This is a genomic window from Streptomyces flaveolus (assembly GCF_000716535.1).
Lineage (GTDB): Bacteria > Actinomycetota > Actinomycetes > Streptomycetales > Streptomycetaceae > Streptomyces > Streptomyces flaveolus_A.
Genome location: NZ_JNWV01000033.1, coordinates 36,318 through 55,047, shown reverse-complemented (window position 1 = coordinate 55,047; position 18,730 = coordinate 36,318). Strand labels below are relative to the sequence as shown.

The 18,730-nt window shown below is 73.3% G+C and carries 16 protein-coding genes; 8 read left to right on the top strand and 8 right to left on the bottom strand.

The annotated features are described in order from the left end of the window. Position 1: 1 nt before the first annotated feature. The gene (locus OO52_RS32215) at positions 2 to 1,606 is read right to left on the bottom strand and encodes a tetratricopeptide repeat protein (RefSeq protein WP_234339799.1); all 1,605 of its coding nucleotides are present in this window, start codon (positions 1,604 to 1,606) and stop codon (positions 2 to 4) included. Positions 1,607 to 1,692: 86 nt separating this feature from the next. Then, positions 1,693 to 3,261 (bottom strand): DUF4331 domain-containing protein, encoded by a 1,569-nt coding sequence (locus tag OO52_RS32210; protein WP_030650103.1) that lies wholly within the window; start codon positions 3,259 to 3,261, stop codon positions 1,693 to 1,695. Positions 3,262 to 3,470: 209 nt separating this feature from the next. Here OO52_RS32210 and OO52_RS32205 point away from each other — a divergent pair, with 209 nt between their 5' ends. From OO52_RS32205 to OO52_RS32195, 3 genes are all read left to right on the top strand, one after another. Then, entirely contained in the window at positions 3,471 to 4,013 is a 543-nt protein-coding gene (locus OO52_RS32205) for a sigma-70 family RNA polymerase sigma factor (protein WP_030650100.1), read from the top strand. Further along, a complete protein-coding gene (locus OO52_RS32200) occupies positions 4,010 to 4,852 on the top strand; it encodes an anti-sigma factor (protein WP_030650097.1) in 843 nt (280 codons plus the stop codon). Before OO52_RS32205 ends, OO52_RS32200 begins: the two co-directional genes overlap by 4 nt. Positions 4,853 to 4,978: 126 nt before the next feature. Next, positions 4,979 to 5,248, top strand: a complete 270-nt coding sequence (locus tag OO52_RS32195; RefSeq protein ID WP_030650094.1) for a hypothetical protein — start codon at positions 4,979 to 4,981, stop codon at positions 5,246 to 5,248. A gap of 41 nt (positions 5,249 to 5,289) precedes the next feature. Here OO52_RS32195 and OO52_RS32190 read toward each other — a convergent pair whose 3' ends face one another. From OO52_RS32190 to OO52_RS32180, 3 genes are read right to left on the bottom strand one after another with little or no spacing between them, the layout of a single operon-like run. Continuing rightward, positions 5,290 to 6,486 (bottom strand): CaiB/BaiF CoA transferase family protein, encoded by a 1,197-nt coding sequence (locus OO52_RS32190; protein ID WP_030650092.1) that lies wholly within the window; start codon positions 6,484 to 6,486, stop codon positions 5,290 to 5,292. Between the two features lie 47 nt (positions 6,487 to 6,533). Next, the gene (locus OO52_RS32185; RefSeq protein ID WP_030650088.1) at positions 6,534 to 7,313 is read right to left on the bottom strand and encodes an ABC transporter permease; all 780 of its coding nucleotides are present in this window, start codon (positions 7,311 to 7,313) and stop codon (positions 6,534 to 6,536) included. Continuing rightward, positions 7,310 to 8,266, bottom strand: a complete 957-nt coding sequence (locus OO52_RS32180) for an ATP-binding cassette domain-containing protein (RefSeq protein ID WP_030650085.1) — start codon at positions 8,264 to 8,266, stop codon at positions 7,310 to 7,312. The genes OO52_RS32185 and OO52_RS32180 overlap by 4 nt, the downstream gene beginning before the upstream one ends. A 63-nt stretch (positions 8,267 to 8,329) precedes the next feature. Here OO52_RS32180 and OO52_RS32175 point away from each other — a divergent pair, with 63 nt between their 5' ends. Beyond that, positions 8,330 to 9,040: a TetR/AcrR family transcriptional regulator gene (locus OO52_RS32175; RefSeq protein ID WP_030650082.1), complete on the top strand. Its 711-nt coding sequence runs from the start codon at positions 8,330 to 8,332 to the stop codon at positions 9,038 to 9,040. 104 nt (positions 9,041 to 9,144) lie between these two features. Here the strand turns inward: OO52_RS32175 and OO52_RS32170 are convergent, their stop codons facing one another. The 3 genes from OO52_RS32170 to hmgA all read right to left on the bottom strand — a co-directional run bounded on the left by OO52_RS32170 (position 9,145) and on the right by hmgA (position 12,526). Beyond that, complete coding sequence (locus OO52_RS32170; protein WP_030650080.1) at positions 9,145 to 10,299, bottom strand: type ISP restriction/modification enzyme; 1,155 nt, start codon at positions 10,297 to 10,299, stop codon at positions 9,145 to 9,147. Positions 10,300 to 10,422: 123 nt separating this feature from the next. Continuing rightward, positions 10,423 to 11,169 (bottom strand): GntR family transcriptional regulator, encoded by a 747-nt coding sequence (locus OO52_RS32165; RefSeq protein WP_030650077.1) that lies wholly within the window; start codon positions 11,167 to 11,169, stop codon positions 10,423 to 10,425. 46 nt (positions 11,170 to 11,215) lie between these two features. Continuing rightward, positions 11,216 to 12,526, bottom strand: a complete 1,311-nt coding sequence (gene hmgA, locus OO52_RS32160) for a homogentisate 1,2-dioxygenase (protein ID WP_030650074.1) — start codon at positions 12,524 to 12,526, stop codon at positions 11,216 to 11,218. A 151-nt stretch (positions 12,527 to 12,677) separates the two neighbouring features. Between hmgA and OO52_RS32155 the strand changes: the two genes are divergently transcribed. From OO52_RS32155 to OO52_RS32140, 4 genes are all read left to right on the top strand, one after another. Then, positions 12,678 to 13,238: a hypothetical protein gene (locus OO52_RS32155; protein ID WP_030650058.1), complete on the top strand. Its 561-nt coding sequence runs from the start codon at positions 12,678 to 12,680 to the stop codon at positions 13,236 to 13,238. A 102-nt stretch (positions 13,239 to 13,340) separates the two neighbouring features. After that, on the top strand, positions 13,341 to 13,958 hold the full coding sequence (locus OO52_RS32150) for a TetR/AcrR family transcriptional regulator (protein ID WP_030650056.1): 618 nt from the start codon (positions 13,341 to 13,343) through the stop codon (positions 13,956 to 13,958). 1,018 nt (positions 13,959 to 14,976) lie between these two features. Beyond that, positions 14,977 to 17,217, top strand: coding sequence for a molybdopterin oxidoreductase family protein (locus tag OO52_RS32145; RefSeq protein ID WP_030650052.1), 2,241 nt, complete (start codon positions 14,977 to 14,979; stop codon positions 17,215 to 17,217). Between the two features lie 124 nt (positions 17,218 to 17,341). After that, a complete protein-coding gene (locus tag OO52_RS32140) occupies positions 17,342 to 18,730 on the top strand; it encodes a CitMHS family transporter (RefSeq protein WP_030650049.1) in 1,389 nt (462 codons plus the stop codon).

The window sequence follows — 18,730 nt, the reverse complement described above, 5'->3', positions numbered from 1 at the left end:
GTCACTCGGCTCCCTCCAGCGCCTCGCGGGCCCGCGCCGCGCCCAGCGGGGAGAAGCCGGGGTTCAGCTCCAGGGCCGAGGCGAGCGAGGCGCGGCCGGCCGCCCGATGGCCGGTGGCCAGCTCGATCACGCCCCGGTGGTAGCGGAAGGCGGCGCTGCGGTAGCCGGTGGCGGTGGCCCGGCGGGCGTAGGGCAGGGCCTCGGCGTCGCGGCCGCCCACGTGCAGCGCCCAGGCGAGGGCGTCGGCGGTGTGCACGGTGTGCCGGCGGGCCCATTCGGCGCGGGCCGCGCGCAGGGCGGCCCGCTTGTCACCGTGGTCGGCGGCGGCCAGCGCGGTGTCCAGGTCGGCGTTGACGCCGTTGGCGCGGGCCAGCGCCGTCCAGGCGTCGACCAGCGCGTACTGGCGCCGGGCCCGCGCCCGGTCGCCGGCCCCGCCCCGCGCCTCGTACAGCTCGCCGAGCTCGACCAGCGGGCCGGGCAGCGGGGAGCGGGCGACCACCGTCTCCATGTCCGTGATCGCCCCGGCACGGTCACCGCTCGCCGCCCGCGCGCGGGCCCGGCCCTCCAGCGCCGGCAGGTAGCCGTCGTCGGCGGCCAGGGCACGTGCGTAGAAGCTGAGCGCCGCCGTGTAGTCCCCCTGGTTCCAGGCGAGTTGGCCGAGCTGTGCGGCCACGTACGCCGTGTCGCCCGGCGAACCGGCGGCGGACAGCGCCTGCGTCAGGACCCGGCGTGCCGTGGTGACGTCCCCGCGCAGCTCGTGCACGTACGCGTACCGGGTGAAGACCGGTACGCCCGGCTTGCGCGCGTCGGCCGTCCTGGCCGCCTCGGCCGCGTCGGCGTACCGGCCGAGTTCGACCAGGGCGTCGATCCGGGAGGACAGCGCGCGCTCGCTGTACGGGTTTCGGCGCAGGGCCGCGTCCGCGAAGGTCAGGGCGTCCTTGAAGTCGTGCCGGGCGGCGGCGAGGGCGGCGCGGCCGGCCAGGGCCTGGTCGCCGTCCGGCACCAGAGACAGGGACCGCCGCAGCGCCTGTTCCGCCCGCGGGTACCGGGACGGGTCGCCCTTGGTCCGCGCCTGCTCGACGTAGGCCAGACCGAGGGTGGCCCAGCCGCCGGCGTCCTTCGGCTGGGCCCGCAGATGCGTCTGGAGCGCGGCGACGCTCGCGTCCAGATCGCCGCCGTCGAGGACACCGGGGTCGACGGCGCCGACGGAGACCGGCGCGGACGCCGGCACCCGGTCCGCACCGAGCGCGATCGCGCCGCCGGTCAGTGCGACCGCCAACAGGGCCGAGGTGAACGCGAGTTGTGCCCGCCCGCGCCACAGCCGCCCGAGAGCACCGACCCGCCGCACGGCGGCGACCCGCTCGTCGCCGCACGAGGAGGCCGCCCCGGAAGGTTCGGGCGCCGTCCCGGACGGCGCGGGCGTCCTTCCGGAAGGTGACGGCGTCGGTGTGGGAGGCGAGGGCGTCGGCACGGACGGTTCCGGCGGCTCGCCCTCGGCCGCGCCCGTCCCGCGCCGGTCCGCCTCGTCACCGACCACGCTCCGCCCGTCCTCCGGCTCCGTCACCCTCTGCCCGTCCTGCTCGTCGTCCTGCCCGCGCGGGCCCATGCCTTCTCCTCCGTCGGTCGTGTGGGAGGCGCGGCCCGCCGTGGGGGAGAGGAAAACGGGCCGCGCCGGTCTCGGTGGGTGCGGGGTCAGTACGGGCGCTGCAGGCGCCGGCGCCACCAGGCGAGGGCGGCGCCGATGAGCAGGATCCCGGCCGCACCGGAGGCCGCCGACGCGGCGATCAGCACGGTGTTGCCGGAGCCGCCGGAAGTCCCGGCCGGCTGGAGGGCGTCCCCGAGCTGGCTGCGCACGTCCGTCCCCGCCGTCGTGCCCTTGGCGAGCGAGCCGCGCGAACCGGACGTGGGCTGGGCGACGTACGGGAAGTAGTTCTCGAACTTCTTGTCGTTCTTGTCGACCGCGTCACCCAAGTCGTTCTTGGAGCCGACCAGTTCGCCCTCGACCACCTGGAGGGACGCGTCGATCACGTCGTCGGTGAGCCGACGGCCGTTCGGGAAGCCCGCGTTGTCGCCATCCAGCACGCCTAGCCGCTTCGGGTGCATGCTCGGCTTGACGGAGGTGTTCAGCCGCAGCTCCTCCGAAGCCCGCACGTTCGGCGGCTGGTTGAGGCCCTTGACGCCCTTGAGGAACACGTCGACCAGGTCGTTGCGCGGCTCGGCGGGTGCCTTGATCTTGTAGATCGACTCGATGAGCTTCGGCAGCTCCGGGTTGGTGACGTTCTTCAGGAACTGCGCGTCGTACGCGGGCTGCGAGGCGTTGAACCTGTCCTTGTCCTTCTGCGGGTTGACGACCTCGTTGACCAGGGGATTGCCGAGGCGCGAGACCTGGCTGTAGTAGCCCTGCGCGTTACGGCGCTGGGTGGTCGACCAGATCCCGACGACCGGCTGGTGGGCGGACTCGCGGATCAGCTCGTTCGGCACCTGGAGGGCGATGGTGTTGACGTTGTAGCCCTTGAGGGTGTCCCGGCCGACCTCGGTGAGGTTCCCGCCGTACAGCAGGTCGAAGACGCGCAGGTCCGCGAAGAACGGGTCGTCCGCCTGCCCGGCGAAGGTCGCGGCGCCGCCCGCCGTCTTGTACACCGCCTGCGCGCGCAGCTTGCCGTAGTCCGGCATGGACGCCTTGCCGACGTTCGACGGTGCCACCGGCACGTCGTCGGCCAGCTTGGTCTTCGACATCTCGTGCCCGTCGCGGAGCTTGATCAGATCGATGTCGTACGACTGGGTGACGTTGAGGTCGGGGTCGTCCAGGCCGGTGACCGGACCGGTGTTGTACAGGAACGTGTTGCCGTTCTTCGTGCGGGTCTTGAAGGTGTAGCGGAACACCAACTCGCCCTGCGCGTCACCGTTGTTGTCGATGTGCAGGTCGTACTGGGCGTCGTCGGCGAAGGTGTAGAAGTTCGGTCCGCCGGCCGGCTCCTCGAACGGTATCCAGTTCGCCACGATCGTCGTCGTGTCGGGCTTGTCCGGGCTGACGAACGCGTACAGGTCGGTGTTGTCGTACTGCGGCGTGCCCGAGATCAGCGGGGCCTCCCGGTGGGAGGAGGCGGAGGCCGTCCCGGGTACCAGCGTGGCGACGCCGGCGGCCGTGAGCCCCCCGGCGGCCAGCGCCCCGCAGATGAGCGTGACCAGGCCCGTGCGTCCGGTGCCGCGCCCGGAATACGCCCTCCTGGCGAGGGCGCCCCTGGAGAAGAGAGGTGTCATGCCGTCCGTCCTCAGTGCCGACTTGCCTTTGACGGACGGGTATACGGAGCGGGGACGCCGATCGGATTGGTCGGACGGGAAAAACTTTTCACCGTTCCCGGACCCGCGTTTTCGGCCCGCTGATCCGTACCCCCTCGGGGAGGTGTGTCACGGTGCGGATGCGCGGTGCGCGAGGAAGAGCCGGCTGCGGCCACGGAGAGGGGGCCCGTGTGCAGGCGGACGAGCTGCTGGTGCTCGTGGCCGGCGGCGATCAAAGGGCGTTCGAGGAGTTGTACGGACTGGTGTCCGGGCCGGTGTACGGGCTGGTGCGACGAGTGGTGCGCGACCCCGCCCAGTCCGAGGAGGTCGCCCAGGAGGTGCTGCTCGAACTGTGGCGCTCCGCCGCCCGGTTCGACCCCGGCCGGGGCAGCGCCCTGTCCTGGATCCTCACCCTCGCCCACCGCCGCGCGGTCGACCGGGTGCGCAGCGCCCGCGCGGCCGGCGAACGCGAGCAGCGCGAGGCCTTGCGCGCCGGGGAGGTCGCGTTCGACCAGGTCGCCGAGGAGGTCGAGGCCGGCCTGGAACGCGAGTGGGTGCGCCGCTGCCTGAACCGGCTGACGGCTCTGCAACGCCAGTCGGTGACCCTGGCCTACTACGACGGGTACACCTACCGTGAGGTGGCCGAGCGGCTCTCGCTGCCGCTCGGCACCGTCAAGACGCGGATGCGCGACGGACTCACCCGGCTGCGCCAGTGCCTGGGAGGCGCCGCATGAGCATCCTCGGCAAGCTGGTGCGCCGCGAGGACCCCCACTCCCTCGCCGCGCCCTACGCGCTCGACGCGCTGGAACCGGGCGAGCGGCGCCGCTTCGAGAAGCACCTGGCGGGCTGCGACCGCTGCGCCGCCGAGGTGCGGGAGCTGGCCGAGGACGCGGTCCGCCTCGCCTGGTCCGCGGCGGCCCCGGCGCCCCCCGCCCTGCGCGAGCGAGTCCTGACCGCCGTCCGCAGCACCCCGCAGGAGCCGGCGCGCAGCCGCGCGGGAGCGCGGGACCGGGCGTCGGCCCGGGAGCGCGCGCCCAAGCTGCCGCCGCACGTCTGGGGCACCCAGCCCCCGCCGGGCCGCACCCGTACGCCCCGGACGCGGCCGCTCTTCGTCCCGTTCGCCACGGTCACGGCCGCCGCGGCGCTCGTCGTCGCCTCCCTCTTCGCGGTCCAGGCGCACCGCACCGAGGACCGGCTCGCCGCCGAGCGGGTCCGGGCACGTGAGATCGCCCACGTTCTGGCCGCACCGGACGCCCGCGCGGTGAGCAGCGAGGACGCGCGCGGCCGCAGTATCGGAGTAATCGCTTCCGCCTCCGAGCGGGAAGCCGTCGTCACCCTCAGCGGGTACGGCACCCCGTCCGGCGGACGCGTGCACCAGCTCTGGCTCATGCGCCCCCGGGTGCAGCCGCGCTCCCTGGGGCTCCTCGCGGGCGACACGCCCTTGGTCGCCAAGGGTCTCGACGCCTCCTCGACATCACTCGCCGTAACCGTCGAGCCTGACGGCGGATCAGTGCGGCCCACCGGTCAGCCCATTGTCCAACTCACCCTGAAATCGGTCGGATTCGGAGAGTAGTCAACGGTGGGTGATCAACCACCTTACGGGGAAGGTGAATCCTGTGGCCGAGATACACGCGTGCCCCACTGGGGCGATAGGGTTACCCTGCCCGGGCCGGGTGGACTCGTACGGGTGGGGAGTGACATGGAGCAGATAACAGTGCGCAGCAGGGCCAGGGTCCCTGCGATCACCTGCGGGAGCAGCGCGACCAGTTCGCGGCTCGACCGCCATCTGTCGGTGCTGGCGGGTCCCGCCATACCGCAGCGGGAGACGGTCGAGGCGACGTCGCTGATGCGTGAGCTGACGGCACGTGACTCCGTGCACCAGCGCAGTGACCGGGGCACACGGATCGGCCGCGTCTCCCTCTTCGCGCCGCTGCGCCGGCTGCGCCGTTCGCTGTTCGGCGGTCACTGACCGCACCGCAGGGCCCCTGACCCGAGCAGGGGTGCCCGCGCTCAGGCCACCACACCGTCCCGGCGCAGCGCTGCGATCTCGTCGTCCGTCATCCCCACGGCACGCAGCAGCGCTCCGGTGTGCTGTCCGAGTGCGGGCACGTCACCCATCCGTGCCTCGTCCCCGCCCGGCAGCGTGATGGGGGGCAGCAGTGCCTGCAGCGGCCCGGCCGGCGAACCCACCTGACGCCACCGCTCCCGGGCCGCGAGCTGCGGATGCTCCGCCAGCTCGCGCACGTCGCGCAACCGGGCACAGGCGATGCCCGCCTTCTCCAGCCGGGCCAGCGCCTCCTCGGCGTCCAGCACCGCCAGCGCCCCCGCGACCAGCGCGTCGGTCCGCTCCCGGTGCGCCACCCGCGCGGCATTGGTCGCGTACACCGGATCGGTGGCCAGTTCCGGGCGCCCTATGACCTGCTCGGCGAGCCGTCGCCACTCCCGGTCGTTCTGCACCGACAGCAGCACCCGTCCGCCGTCCGCCGTCGGATAGGCGTCGTACGGCGCGATCACGGCGTGCGCCAGCCCGGTGCGGGCCGGCGGCTCCCCGCCGTGCAGCGCGTGGTGCAGCGGATGGCCCATCCACTCGGCGAGCGCCTCCAGCATGGACACCTCCACCGGCCCGCCGCGACCGGTCGTCCCGCGCCGTACGAGCGCGGCCAGCACACCGGAGAACGCGTACATGGCCGCGGCGATGTCCGCGGCCGGGATGCCCGCCTTCACCGGCTGCTCGGGCGTCCCGGTCACCGACACCAGCCCCGCCTCGCACTGCACGAGCATGTCGTAGGCCCGCTTGTCCGAGTACGGCCCCGAGCCGCCGTAGCCCGAGACGTCCACGGCGACCAGCCGGGGGTGCGCGGCGCACAGCGTGGCCGCGTCCAGGCCGAGCCGGGCCGCCGCGCCGTGCGCAAGGTTCTGCACGAACACGTCCGCGTCCGCGACCAGCCGTCGTACGACGTCCAGGCCGCGCGGGTCCTTGAGGTCCAGCGCGATGGACTCCTTGCCGCGGTTGCACCACACGAAGTGCGAGGCGAGACCGCGGGCCGCCGTGTCGTAGCCGCGCGCGAAGTCGCCGCCGTCGACCCGCTCCACCTTGACGACCCTGGCCCCCAGGTCGGCGAGCTGCCGGGTCGCGAAGGGCGCGGACACGGCCTGTTCGACGGCGACGACGGTGATGCCGTCCAGGGGCAGCGGGAGATGATCCATGGGGTGGATGATCTCCCCTGACCGGCGGCCTTGTCAGCAGTGCGGGCTCACTCGGGCCGTGCGTACCTGCGCACGGCGAGCGGCAGGAACACCGCGGTCAAGGCGAGGCTCCAGGCCAGCGACCCGGCGACCGGGTGGGCCACCGGCCAGGCGGCGCCCTCCGGGACGGGCGCGTTGCCGAAGAGGTCCCGCAGGGCGGTGGTCACCGCGCTGATCGGGTTCCACTCGGCGAGCGTGCGCAGCCAGCCGGGCAGGTTGCCGGTCGGGATGTACGCGTTCGACAGCAGCGGCAGCACGAAGGACGCGGCGCCGAGCTGCCCGGCGGCTTCCTCGCTGCGGGACAGCAGGCCCAGCAGGATCCCGGCGCAGGTGCAGGCGAAGCGGAAGAGCAGCAGCAGCCCCACGGCACCGGCCGCCCCGGCCGCGGACCCCTCGATCCGCCAGCCCACGGCGAGCCCGGTGAGCAGCAGCGGCACCGTCCCGACGGTCGTGACGAGGAGGTCCGCCACGGCTTGTCCGAGCGGTACGGCGGCCCGGCTCACCGGCATCGTGCGGAACCGGTCCATCACCCCGCGGTGGGTGTCCTGGGCGGCCTGGAACATGCCGGTCATCAGCCCGCCGGCGGCCGTCGCCACGAGCAGTCCGGGCACCAGGAAGGACCGGTACTCGCGGCCGGGCACCGCCAGGGCGCTGCCGAACACGTAGCCGAAGAACAGCAGCATGTTGACCGGCATCAACTGGGTCAGGACCGCCAGGCCCGGGCTGTTGCGGACCCGGCGCAACTGCCGGCCCGTCATCGCCAGTCCGTCGTACGCCAACGCGCTCACGCGGCACGCTCCTCACTGTCGGCGGACTCACCGGTGAGCCGCAGGAAGACGTCGTCGAGGGTGGGCGGCCGGATGCCGGCGTCCAGCAGCGGCACACCGGCCGCGTCGAGTTCGCGGACCAGGCGGGGCAGGGTCAGCGTCGGATCGGTGGTGACCGCGGCGACCGCGCCGCGCTCACGGTCGAACACGGGCTCCCTGCCGGTCAGCCGGTCGAGCACGGCCGCCGCCCGGGTCAGCGCGTCGGCGTCCGCGACCACCGCCTCCACGTGCGAGCCGATGAGCGCCTTGAGCGTGGCGGGCGAGCCGGTGTGCGCGACCCTGCCCCGGTCCACCAGGGCGATGTCGTCGGCGAGCTGGTCGGCCTCCTCCAGGTACTGGGTGGTCAGCAGCACGGTCGTGCCGTCCGCCTTCAGCTCGCGCACCGCCTGCCAGATGCGGGCGCGGCTGGCCGGGTCGAGTCCGGTGGTCGGCTCGTCCAGGAAGAGCACGTCGGGACGGCGCAGCAGGCTCGCGGTGAGGTCCAGCCGGCGTCGCATGCCGCCCGAGTACGTCGCCGCCTTGCGGTCCGCCGCCTCGGTCAGTCCGAAGCGCTCCAGCAGCTCGTCGGCGCGGGCGGCCGGCCCGCGCACCCGGTGCAGCCGGGCGAACAGCCGCAGGTTCTCCCGGCCGGTGAGGTCCCCGTCGACCGAGGCGTACTGCCCGGTGACCGCGATCCGGCGCCGCACGGCCGCCGCCTCCCGCACGAGGTCGTGCCCGGCGACGCGCGCCGAGCCCCCCTCCGGGCGCAGCAGTGTCGTCAGCAGCCGCACCGCCGTCGTCTTCCCCGCCCCGTTCGGCCCCAGCAGTCCGCAGACCGTGCCCTCGGCCACGGCCAGATCGAGCCCGCGCACGGCCCGCACAGCGCCGAAGCGCTTCTCCAGACCTTCACTAAGTACAGCGTACGTAGTAGTCATGCCATGACCATACCGCACTACGTACGCTGTACGTAACTAGGATGGTGGGCGAGGTGATGAGCGATGGCAGTCCGAGGGGCCGTCCCCGAAGTGATCTGGGCGCGCCCCGAGCGCACCGGCCGAGGCCCGAAACCGGCGTACACGCGCGACGACATCGCCGCCGCCGCCGTCCGGATCGCCGACGCGCGAGGGCTCGACGCGGTGTCGATGCGCCACGTCGCGGCCGAACTGGGCTGCGGCACCATGTCGCTGTACAACTACGTCCCCCGCAAGGAGGACCTGTACGAGCTGATGGTGGACGCGGTGGGCGCGGAGCACGAGCTGTGGGAGCCGAGCGGCGACTGGCGCGGTGACATGCGCCGGGTGGCCCACCAGACCCGTGAGCTGATGCGCCGGCACCCGTGGCTGCCGCGCCTGATGTCCCCGGTCTACGGCTTCAGCCCGCACGCCCTGCGCTATCTGGAGCACTGCCTGGCCTGCCTGGACCCGCTGGAGGCGGCGTACGGCACCAAGCTGGAGTTCATCGCGATGCTGAACGGCATGGTCACGACCTACGTCCGCAACGAACTCGACACCGCCGAGCGGGTGCGGGCCCTGCCGTGGTCGGAGGACGAGGAGAACGCGGTCCGCATCGCCTACCTCGGCCGTCAGATCGCCTCCGGCGCCTATCCGCGCATGGCGGCGGCGTTCATGGAGGACGCGGGGCCGATCGATCTGGAAGCGGTGTTCGAGCGGATGGTGGAGCGGGTCCTGGACGCGTTCACGCCGCGCTAGCCGGGGCGCGGCGGGGTGCGGGGCGCGAGCGGCCGGCCGCAGGGTGGACCCAGGGTGTGGCGGGAGGCGCCGGTCGTCGATCCGGACGTACGGACGGACGGCGGCTAGAGCAACGGGACCTGCCCGTCCGGGCCCTCCTCGTGATGGTCGAGGACCGAGGCGGGGCGGCGGGAGGACTCCGGCACCGGCAGGACGCCCGCCTCCCGCAGCTCTGCCGCCGTGACCGGTGACGTCACCTTCAACTCGTCGCGCAACGGCCGCAGTTCCGCCAGCAGGGCAAGGACCGTGATCAGCTCCAGCAGCTCCGACGTCCAGTTCTGCCGCCACGTCGCCGGACGGATCGCGGCGAGCGTTCCCGGCTCCGCCGGCGCCGTGCGCACCGCGAACCAGCTCTCCAGGACCCGGACTCCGGCCACCTCGTGGTCCCAGGCCTCGGGCGGGACGGGCGAGATACGGCCCTCGTCCAGGTGCAGGGTCTCCTCGTCGCGGTCGTAGTGGAGGGTGAGCGGACGACTCGGCAGGGGCGCGCGGACGTACGGGCGCCGCCCGCCCGGCAGCTTGGGGCGCTCGCCGTCCCGGCACATCAGCCACAGCGCCCGGCGGCCCGCGTCCACGCCGGACGCCCACAGCCCGGGGTCGTCGGTGAGCGGGACGGTGAGGCCGGGGCCGGCCGTCATCAGGATCCAGGCCAGCACGTCCGGCGCCGAGGGCCGCGTACCCAGCCGGGCCGCCAGATGGTCCAGCAGGCCGGGGGCGAGGTTCGGTTCCGTGCCGCCGGGGCGACGGTAGAGCGGGCGGACGCGGCCCGGGCGCAGGGTGGGCAGCAGCGCGGTCGCCAGCAGCGGGGCGCCGGCGTCACCCGTCTCGACCGTGAACACCTGCTGCGCGTCCGCCACCCGCCACAGCTCCGGGCGGGCCGTGTCGAGCAGCCGGTGGTCGGGGATCAGCCACTGCTCGTCGAAGGGGGCGGCCAGCACCCGCACCGGCTCCGGGCAGGGTCCCTCGGCGCGCACGAGCCGCTCGGTGCCGGCGGGCGAACCGGGCAACTGGCCCACCGCCGACTGGAGCGTGCGGGCGCGGGTGGGCTCGAACAGGGCCTCCCGGTCCGGGCCTTCGGCCTTCAGCAGCGCGTCCCAGCGGGCCCTCAGCGAGGCCGGGTCCGGTGCCGTCGGCCAGGCGCGGCCCGGTCGCAGCGGTGCGACGGACCACGGCATGAGGTCCGCCAGCAGCGGAGCGTCGTCGTGCGTCACGCAGGGCATGCTACGACAGCGGGTGGCGCCCCCGAAGGGGCGCGAGGAACCGCGTGACCGGCCACGGCGGACCCGCAGTCGCCCAGCGGCCCGTCGTGGCACCTCGCATCGCGGCCGGACCTGGCCGAGCGCTCACGCGTCGAGCGTGACGGTGAAGGAGAAGCGGTCGCCCCGGTAGTGGATGACCGCCACGTCCAGCACCCGGCCGTCGCTGTCGTAGGTCACCCCGGTGTAGTGCAGGATCGGGCTGAGCAGCGGCACTTCGAGCAGCCGGGCCGTCTCCGGGTCGGCGAGCCGGGCCTCCACGGTGTCCGTGATCCTGCTGATGTCCGCCTTCACCACGTCCCGCAGCACCTTGGTCATCGGCCAGCGGACCAGGTCCTCCGGGTCGATGCCCTCGGCCAGTTCGGGGCGGATGTGGTTGACGGCGTGGTTCGTCGGCTCGCCGGTCTTCTCGTCGCTGCGCAGCCGGTGGTACGCCGCCACCTCCGGAAGATCCGGGAAGTACTCGGCGAGCCCGGCCGGCACCGGCACGCGACCGTGGCCGAGCAGCTCGGTCGTCATCCCGGACTGCTGGGCCACGATCGCGTCCACCGAGCCCAGCAGCCGGACCGGGGCCCCGCGCCGCACCCCCGGCTCGATGAACGTGCCGCGCCGCCGGTGCCGGCTGATCAGGCCCTCGTCCTCCAGCTCCTTGAGTGCCTGCCGCATGGTCAGCACGCTCACCCCGTAGTGCTCCGCCAGCCGCTCCTCGGTGGGCAGGCGCAGCGGGTCCTCGGGGGAGCGGCCCAGTATCGAGGCGCGCAGCGACTGCGACACCTGGTACCACAGCGGCAGCTTGCGGTTCAGGACGATCGAATCCGGGGCGAAGGAGGTCACGCGGCTATCCGTACCTGGCGGAGAACGTTCGGCGCAACGGCGGCTGTCAGCCCCTGAAGTGCCGCTCCAGTCCCTGCCACACGTCGTCGTAGCGCTGCTGGAGGTGGTCGGCGCCCGCCGCCTGCGGGGTGAGGGTCACCGGCCAGCGGGTCTCGAACATGAACGCCAGCCCGTCGTCGAGCTTCTGCGGCTTCAGTTCGGCCGCGCTCGCCCGGTCGAACGTCTCCCGGTCCGGGCCGTGTGCCGACATCATGTTGTGCAGCGAGCCGCCGCCGGGCACGAAGCCCTCCGCCTTGGCGTCGTAGGCGCCCTCGATCAGGCCCATGTACTCGCTCATCACGTTCCGGTGGAAGTACGGCGGCCGGAAGGTGTCCTCGCCCACCAGCCAGCGCGGCGCGAAGACGACGAAGTCCACGCCGGCCAGGCCCGGGGTGTCCGACGGGGAGGTGAGGACCGTGAAGACGGAGGGGTCCGGGTGGTCGTAGGAGATGGTGCCGATCACATTGAACCGGCGCAGCTCGTAGACGTACGGCACATGGTTGCCGTGCCAGGCGACCACATCCAGAGGGCTGTGGTCGTAGGTCGCCGTCCAGAGGTTGCCGCAGAACTTGTTCACCACCTCCACCGGCCCCTCGACGTCCTCGTACGCCGCCACCGGCGCCCGGAAGTCGCGGGGATTGGCCAGTCCGTTGGCGCCGATCGGGCCGAGGTCGGGCAGCCGGAAGGGCGCCCCATAGTTCTCGCACACATAGCCTCGGGCCGACTCATCGAGCAACTCCACACGGAAGCGCACCCCACGGGGGATCAGCGCCACATGGCCCGGCTCCACATGCAACCGGCCGAACTCGGTGTGCAGCAGCAGCCCGCCGTGCTCGGGCACGATCAGCAGCTCGCCGTCGGCGTCGGAGAAGACCCGCTCCATCGAGGCGTTGGCGTGGTACAGGTGCACCGCCATGCCGGTGCGCTGGGTCGCGTCGCCGTTGCCGCCCAGCGTCCACAGGCCCGCGAGGAAGTCGGTGCCGGCCGGCGGCTCCGGCAACGGGTTCCAGCGCAGCCGGTTGGGGTCGGGCACCGTCTCGGTGAACGGGGCCGTGCGGATCGCGCCGTTGCCGGTGCGGGTGAACGCCGGATGGGCGGCCGAGGGGCGGATGCGGTAGAGCCAGGAGCGCCGGTTGTGCGCCCGCGGCTCGGTGAACGCGGTACCGCTCAGCTGCTCGGCGTACAGGCCCAGCGGCGCGCGCTGGGGCGAGTTGCGGCCCTCGGGCAGGGCGCCCGGGACCGCCTCCGAGGCGTGTTCGTTGCCGAACCCGGTCAGATACGACAGCCCCTCGGCGGTCTTCCGTGTGTCCCCGCTCATGATCGCTCCTTGCGCTCCCGATTCCTATGCATCACCGTAGGAATGAGTGGGGGGCCGCGCAAGAGGGATCGTGGTCCTCCCTCCGGGGTAGGGCCGGAACCAGACTTCAGGGGGATCCGGAGCGCCGCGGTGCTGCTCTACGCTCCCGGTCATGTCGTGGACGAAGTGGACGCGTGGGCCCCTTGCCGCGCTCGCGGCGTGCGTCCTGCTGCCGCTCGGAGCGGCGGCCTGCACCAGCGGTGAGGCGCACGGGGGGACGACCGTCTCGCCGTCGCCCGTGGGGAAGGTCCTGGACGGCACCGACGAGACCGGCCGGAACCTGCGCGAGGTGCCCCAGCGGAACGCCCCCGAGGTCGCCGTCGAGGTCACCCCGGACTCGGCCGGCGGCTGGGACGTCCGGCTGACCCTCCGCCACTTCCGGCTCTCCGCGCCCGGTACCCGGCCGGCGGCGGCCATCGGCCGAGGGCTCGCCCACCTGTTCGTCGACGGTCACCGGGTCGCCCGGCTGCGCACACCCACGTACCACCTGGCCCCCGGTCTCGTCCCGCACGGCACCCACCAGGTCACCGCCCGTCTGTACGCCGACGACGGCACGGTGTGGGCCGTCCGCGGCAAGCCGGTCCAGAGCACCGCCGACATCACGGTGTCCGACGCGGAGACGGGCACGGGGGAAGCACCGGCCGGAACGCGGTCGCCCGCCACCGGCGGTTGAGGGCAGGGGTCTCCCGCGCCATCGGCGGCCGGGAATGAGTGCAAGGGCCACCTGTCTTCGTACTGTGGGGGGAGGTTCACCGGACCCCGGCGGAAAGGCATCATGAAGCCCGTGCCCCACGCGACATCGCTCCGCCGCGCGCCCGTCCAGCGGCGCAGCGCCGAACGGCTGACCAGGATCCTGGACGCCTGCGCCGAACTCCTCGACGAGGTCGGCTACGACGCCCTGAGCACGCGCGCGGTCGCCCAGCGCGCCGGCGTGCCCATCGGCTCCGTCTACCGCTTCTTCGGCAACAAGCGGCAGATGGCCGACGCCCTCGCCCAGCGCAACCTGGGGCGGTACGTCGAGCGTGTCACCGAGCGGCTGAAGAAGGCCGGCAAGGGGGACTGGCGGGCCGCCATGGACGCCGTCCTGGACGAGTACCTGGGCATGAAGCGCACGGCGCCCGGCTTCTCCCTGGTGGACTTCGGCAACCAGATCCCGGTCGGCTCCCGCCACGGCGAGCCCAACACCAGGGTCTCCGACCGGCTCACCGAACTGCTCGCCGGCTACCTCGGCCGCACCCCGGACGCGGACCTGCGCCGGGTGTTCCTGGTCGCGGTGGAGAGCGCGGACACCCTCGTCCAACTGGCCTTCCGGGTCGACCCGCAGGGCGACGAGGCGATCATCACGGAGACCCGGGAACTGCTCCGGGCGTACCTGGGCCGCGTACTGGACTGAGACACGGGCCGACCGGGGGGCACCCGGTGGTTGTCGTGGGCCGACCGGGGTGTCAACCTACGGCTGGCGCGGGCGGTCTGGACCGTCGCCCGGGGGGCCGGCGCGGGGTGTCGCCCGAGGGCTGTCGTGGGCTGGCCGGCTGTCTCCCGACGGCTGTCGTGGGCCGACCAGGGTGTCGTCCTACGGCTGGCGCGGGCGGTCTGGACCGTCGCCCCGGAGTCGGCGCGGCCCGACCGCAGTGTCGCCCCAGGGCCGGCGGGTCGGCGGAGTGGTATCCGGCGTGGTGGCGCGGGGCCGGCCGAGGGGTCGCTCCAGGGTCGGGCGCGGGCCGCGTGGGTTGTCATCCGAGGGCTGTCGTGGGTCGGCCCGGGGTGTCATCCCGGAGGTCGGCGTGGGTGGTCTGGAGTGTCGCCCCGGGGTCGGTGTGGGCGGATCGCAGTGTCGCCCCAGGGCCGGCGGGTCGGCGGAGTGGCGTCCGGCGTGGTGGCGCAGGCCGTCCGAGGGGTCGCTCGAGGGGCGGCGCGGGCCGTGCGCGGGGTGTCACCCGAGGGTTGCCGTGGGTCGGCCCGGGGTGTCATCCCGGAGGTCCGCGCGCGGGTGGTCCGGAGTGTCGCCCCAGGGCCGGTGGGTGGACCGCAGTGTCGCCCCAAGGCCGGCGGGTCGGCGGAGTGGCGTCCGGCGTGGTGGCGCGGGCCGGCCAAGGGGTCACCCCAGGGTCGGCGCGAGCCGTGCGCGGGTGGCACCCGAGGGCTGTCGTGGGCCGGCCGGGGTGTCATCCCGGAGGTCCGCGTGGGCAGTCCGGAGTGTCGCCCCAGGGCCGGCGTGGGCCGACCGAAGCATCGCCCCAAGGCCGGCGTGGACCGACCGAGCCGTCACCCTACGGCCCCCCGAGACGGTCGAAGTGTCACCGACAACCCGCAGGGCCTCCCCTCCATGCCTACCGGTCGGTATGCTCGCCCCAGCCGGTCCGCCCGCTCGTGCGCGGGCGACTCCGCCGCCGACCCCTCCGGGAGGACCCGTGTCCCGCACCGCCCTGCGAATCTGCCCCCTGTGCGAGGCCACCTGCGGGCTGACCCTCACCATCGAGGGCACTCGCGTCACCGGAGCCCGCGGTGACCGGGACGACGTCTTCAGCAAGGGGTTCATCTGCCCCAAGGGCGCCGCCTTCGGCGCCGTCGACGGCGACCCCGACCGGCTGCGCGCCCCGCTCGTCCGGGAGAACGGCAGCCTGCGCGAGGCCACCTGGGAGGAGGCCTTCGACGCGGTCGCCGCGGGCCTGCGCCCGGTCGTGGAGCGTGACGGCCCCGACGCCGTGGGCGTGGTCCTCGGCAACCCCAACGTGCACACCATGGCGGGCGCCCTCTACCCCCCGGTCCTGCTCGGCGCCCTGCGCACCCGCAGCCTCTTCACCGCCTCCACGGTCGACCAGATGCCCAAGCACGTCTCCAGCGGACTGCTGTTCGGCGACGCGGGCGCCATCCCCGTGCCGGACCTCGACCACACCGACCACCTGCTGCTCATCGGCGCCAACCCCCTGGAGTCCAACGGCAGTCTGTGCACCGCCCCCGACTTCCCCGGCAGGCTCAAGGCCCTCAAGGCGCGCGGCGGCCGGCTCACCGTCGTGGACCCGCGCCGCACCCGCACCGCGAGGCTCGCCGACCGCCACCTCGCGATACGCCCCGGCACCGACGCCCTGCTGCTCGCCGCACTGGCCCACACCCTCTTCGCGGAGGACCTGACCGACCTCCAGCACCTCGCCCCGCACGTCCAGGGCCTGGAGGAACTCCGGGACGCCATCGCCGACTTCAGCCCCGAAGCCGTGTCGCCCGCCTGCGATCTGGACGCCGGTGTCATCCGGACCCTCGCCCGCGAGCTGGCCGCCGCCCCGGCCGCCGCCGTCTACGCCCGCATCGGCAGCTGCACCGTCCCGCACGGCACCCTGGCCAGCTGGCTGGTCGACGTCCTGAACATCCTCACCGGCAACCTGGACCGGCCCGGCGGCGCGCTCTTCCCGCAGGCCGCCACCGACAGGACGCCCCGCCCGGCGGGCCCCGGCCGTGGCTTCGCGCTCGGCCGCTGGCACTCCCGGGTGAGCGGACACCCGGAGGCGAAGGGAGAGTTGCCGCTCTCCGCGCTCGCCGAGGAGATCGACACCGCGACCGACGAGGGGACGCCGGTCCGCGCGCTGATCGCCGTCGCCGCCAACCCCGTGCTCTCCGCACCCGACGGCGACCGGCTCGACAAGGCCCTGGACTCCCTGGACTTCATGGTCAGCGTCGATCCGTACCTCAACGAGACCTCGCGCCACGCCCACGTCGTCCTGCCCCCGCCCCCGCCCTCCCAGAGCCCGCACCACGACTTCGCCTTCAACGCCCTGGCCGTGCGCAACCAGGTCCGCTACACCCGCCCCGCCGTCCCGCTGGAGCCCGGCCGCATGGCGGAGACCGAGATCCTCGCCCGGCTGATCCTGGCCGCCACGGGGATGCACGGCGCCGACCCCGGTGCCGTCGACGCGATGGTCGTCGACCAGACCCTCGGCAAGGCCGTCCAGGACGCGCACGGGCCGGTGCACGGCCGCGACCCGCACGACCTCGCCGCCCGGCTGACCGGCGACAACGGCCCCGAGCGACGGCTCGACATGATGCTGCGCCTCGGCCCGTACGGCGACGGCTTCGGCGCCCGCCCCGACGGGCTGACCCTGGAGAAGCTGCTCGCCCACCCACACGGCATCGACCTCGGCCCGCTGCGCCCGCGCCTGCCGCAGCCGCTGAAGACCCGCAGCGGCAAGGTCGAGCTGCTGCCCGAGCCCATCGCCGGCGACCTCCCCCGGCTCCGCGCGGCCCTGCGCGAGCGGCCCGTTGGCCTGGTCCTCGTCGGCCGCCGCCATCTGCGCTCCAACAACAGCTGGATGCACAACGTGCCCGCGCTCACCGGCGGCAGCAACCGCTGCACCGTGCACATCCACCCCGAGGACGCGGCCCGCCTCGGTGTCCGGGACGGCGCGGACGTCCGCGTCAAGGGCGCCGGGGGAGAGGTGACGGTCCCCGCCGAGGTCACCGACGGCGTCCGGCCCGGCGTGGTGAGCCTGCCGCACGGCTGGGGCCACGACCGGCCGGGCACCCGGCTGAGCCACGCCTCCACCGACCCCGGCGTCAACGTCAACCAGCTGCTCGACGGCAGCCGGCTCGACCCGCTGTCGGGCAACGCGGTCCTCAACGGCGTACCCGTCGAGCTCACAGCGGTCGTAGCACTGCCGTGACCTGGACTTTCGCGCTTATTGCTCGCACGTCAACGTCTTGTTAACGCCGTTTGAACGGACCTAACGTCATCGCACCGCCGACCCCCAGGTGGGATGTTCAAGGGCGAACGTTAGGTATCCACTCATGCTGACCATCCTCGGCTTCGCCATGATCGCGACCTTCCTGGTCCTGATCATGCTGAAGAAGATGTCGCCGATCGCGGCGCTCGTGCTCATACCCGCGCTCTTCTGCGTGTTCGTGGGCAAGGGCGCCAAGCTCGGCGACTACGTCATCGACGGCGTCACCGGCCTCGCCCCCACCGCGGCGATGCTCATGTTCGCGATCGTCTACTTCGGTGTGATGATCGACGTCGGCCTCTTCGACCCGGTCGTGCGGGGCATTCTCAAGTTCTGCAAGGCCGACCCGCTGCGGATCGTGGTCGGCACCGCGGTCCTCGCCGCGATCGTCTCCCTGGACGGCGACGGCTCCACCACCTTCATGATCACCGTCTCGGCGATGTACCCGCTGTACAAGCGCCTGAAGATGTCCATGGTCGTGATGACCGGCGTCGCCGCCATGGCCAACGGCGTGATGAACACGCTGCCGTGGGGCGGCCCCACCGCCCGCGCCGCCACCGCGCTGAAGCTCGACGCCAGCGACATCTTCGTGCCGATGATCCCGGCCCTCGCCATGGGCCTGCTGTTCGTCTTCGCCCTCGCCTACGTCCTCGGCCGCCGCGAGCGCAAGCGGCTCGGCGTGCTCACGCTGGACGAGGTGCTGGTGGAGGAGACCGAGACGGTGCTCGTCGGCGCCGGTGCCGGCAAGGACGTGAAGCACGCCGGCGGTTCCGGCCCGGGCGTGGACCTGCCCGACGAGCCCGAGGACGAGAGCTTCCAGGGCCTGGACCCCCACCGCCCCACCCTGCGCCCCAAGCTGTACTGGTTCAACGCGCTGCTCACGGTCGTCCTGCTCACCGCCATGATCATGGAGTGGCTGCCGATCCCGGTGCTGTTCCTGCTCGGCGCCGCCCTCGCCCTGACCGTCAACTTCCCGCACATGCCGGACCAGAAGGCCCGGATCGCCGCCCACGCCGAGAACGTCCTCAACGTCTCCGGCATGGTCTTCGCCGCCGCCGTCTTCACCGGCGTGCTGCAGGGCACCGGCATGGTCGACCACATGGCCACGTGGCTGGTGGACAACATCCCCGACGGCATGGGCCCGCACATGGCCCTCGTCACCGGCGTGCTGAGCATCCCGCTCACCTACTTCATGTCCAACGACGGCTTCTACTTCGGTGTCCTGCCGGTGCTCGCCGAGGCGGGCCAGGCGCACGGCGTCTCCGCGGTGGAGATCGCCCGCGCCTCGATCATCGGCCAGCCCCTGCACATGTCCAGCCCGCTCGTGCCGGCCGTGTACGTCCTGGTCGGCATGGCCAAGGTGGAGTTCGGCGACCACACCCGGTTCGTGGTCAAGTGGGCCGCGCTCACCTCGCTCGTGGTCCTGGGCGCGGGCGTCCTGTTCGGCATCATCTGA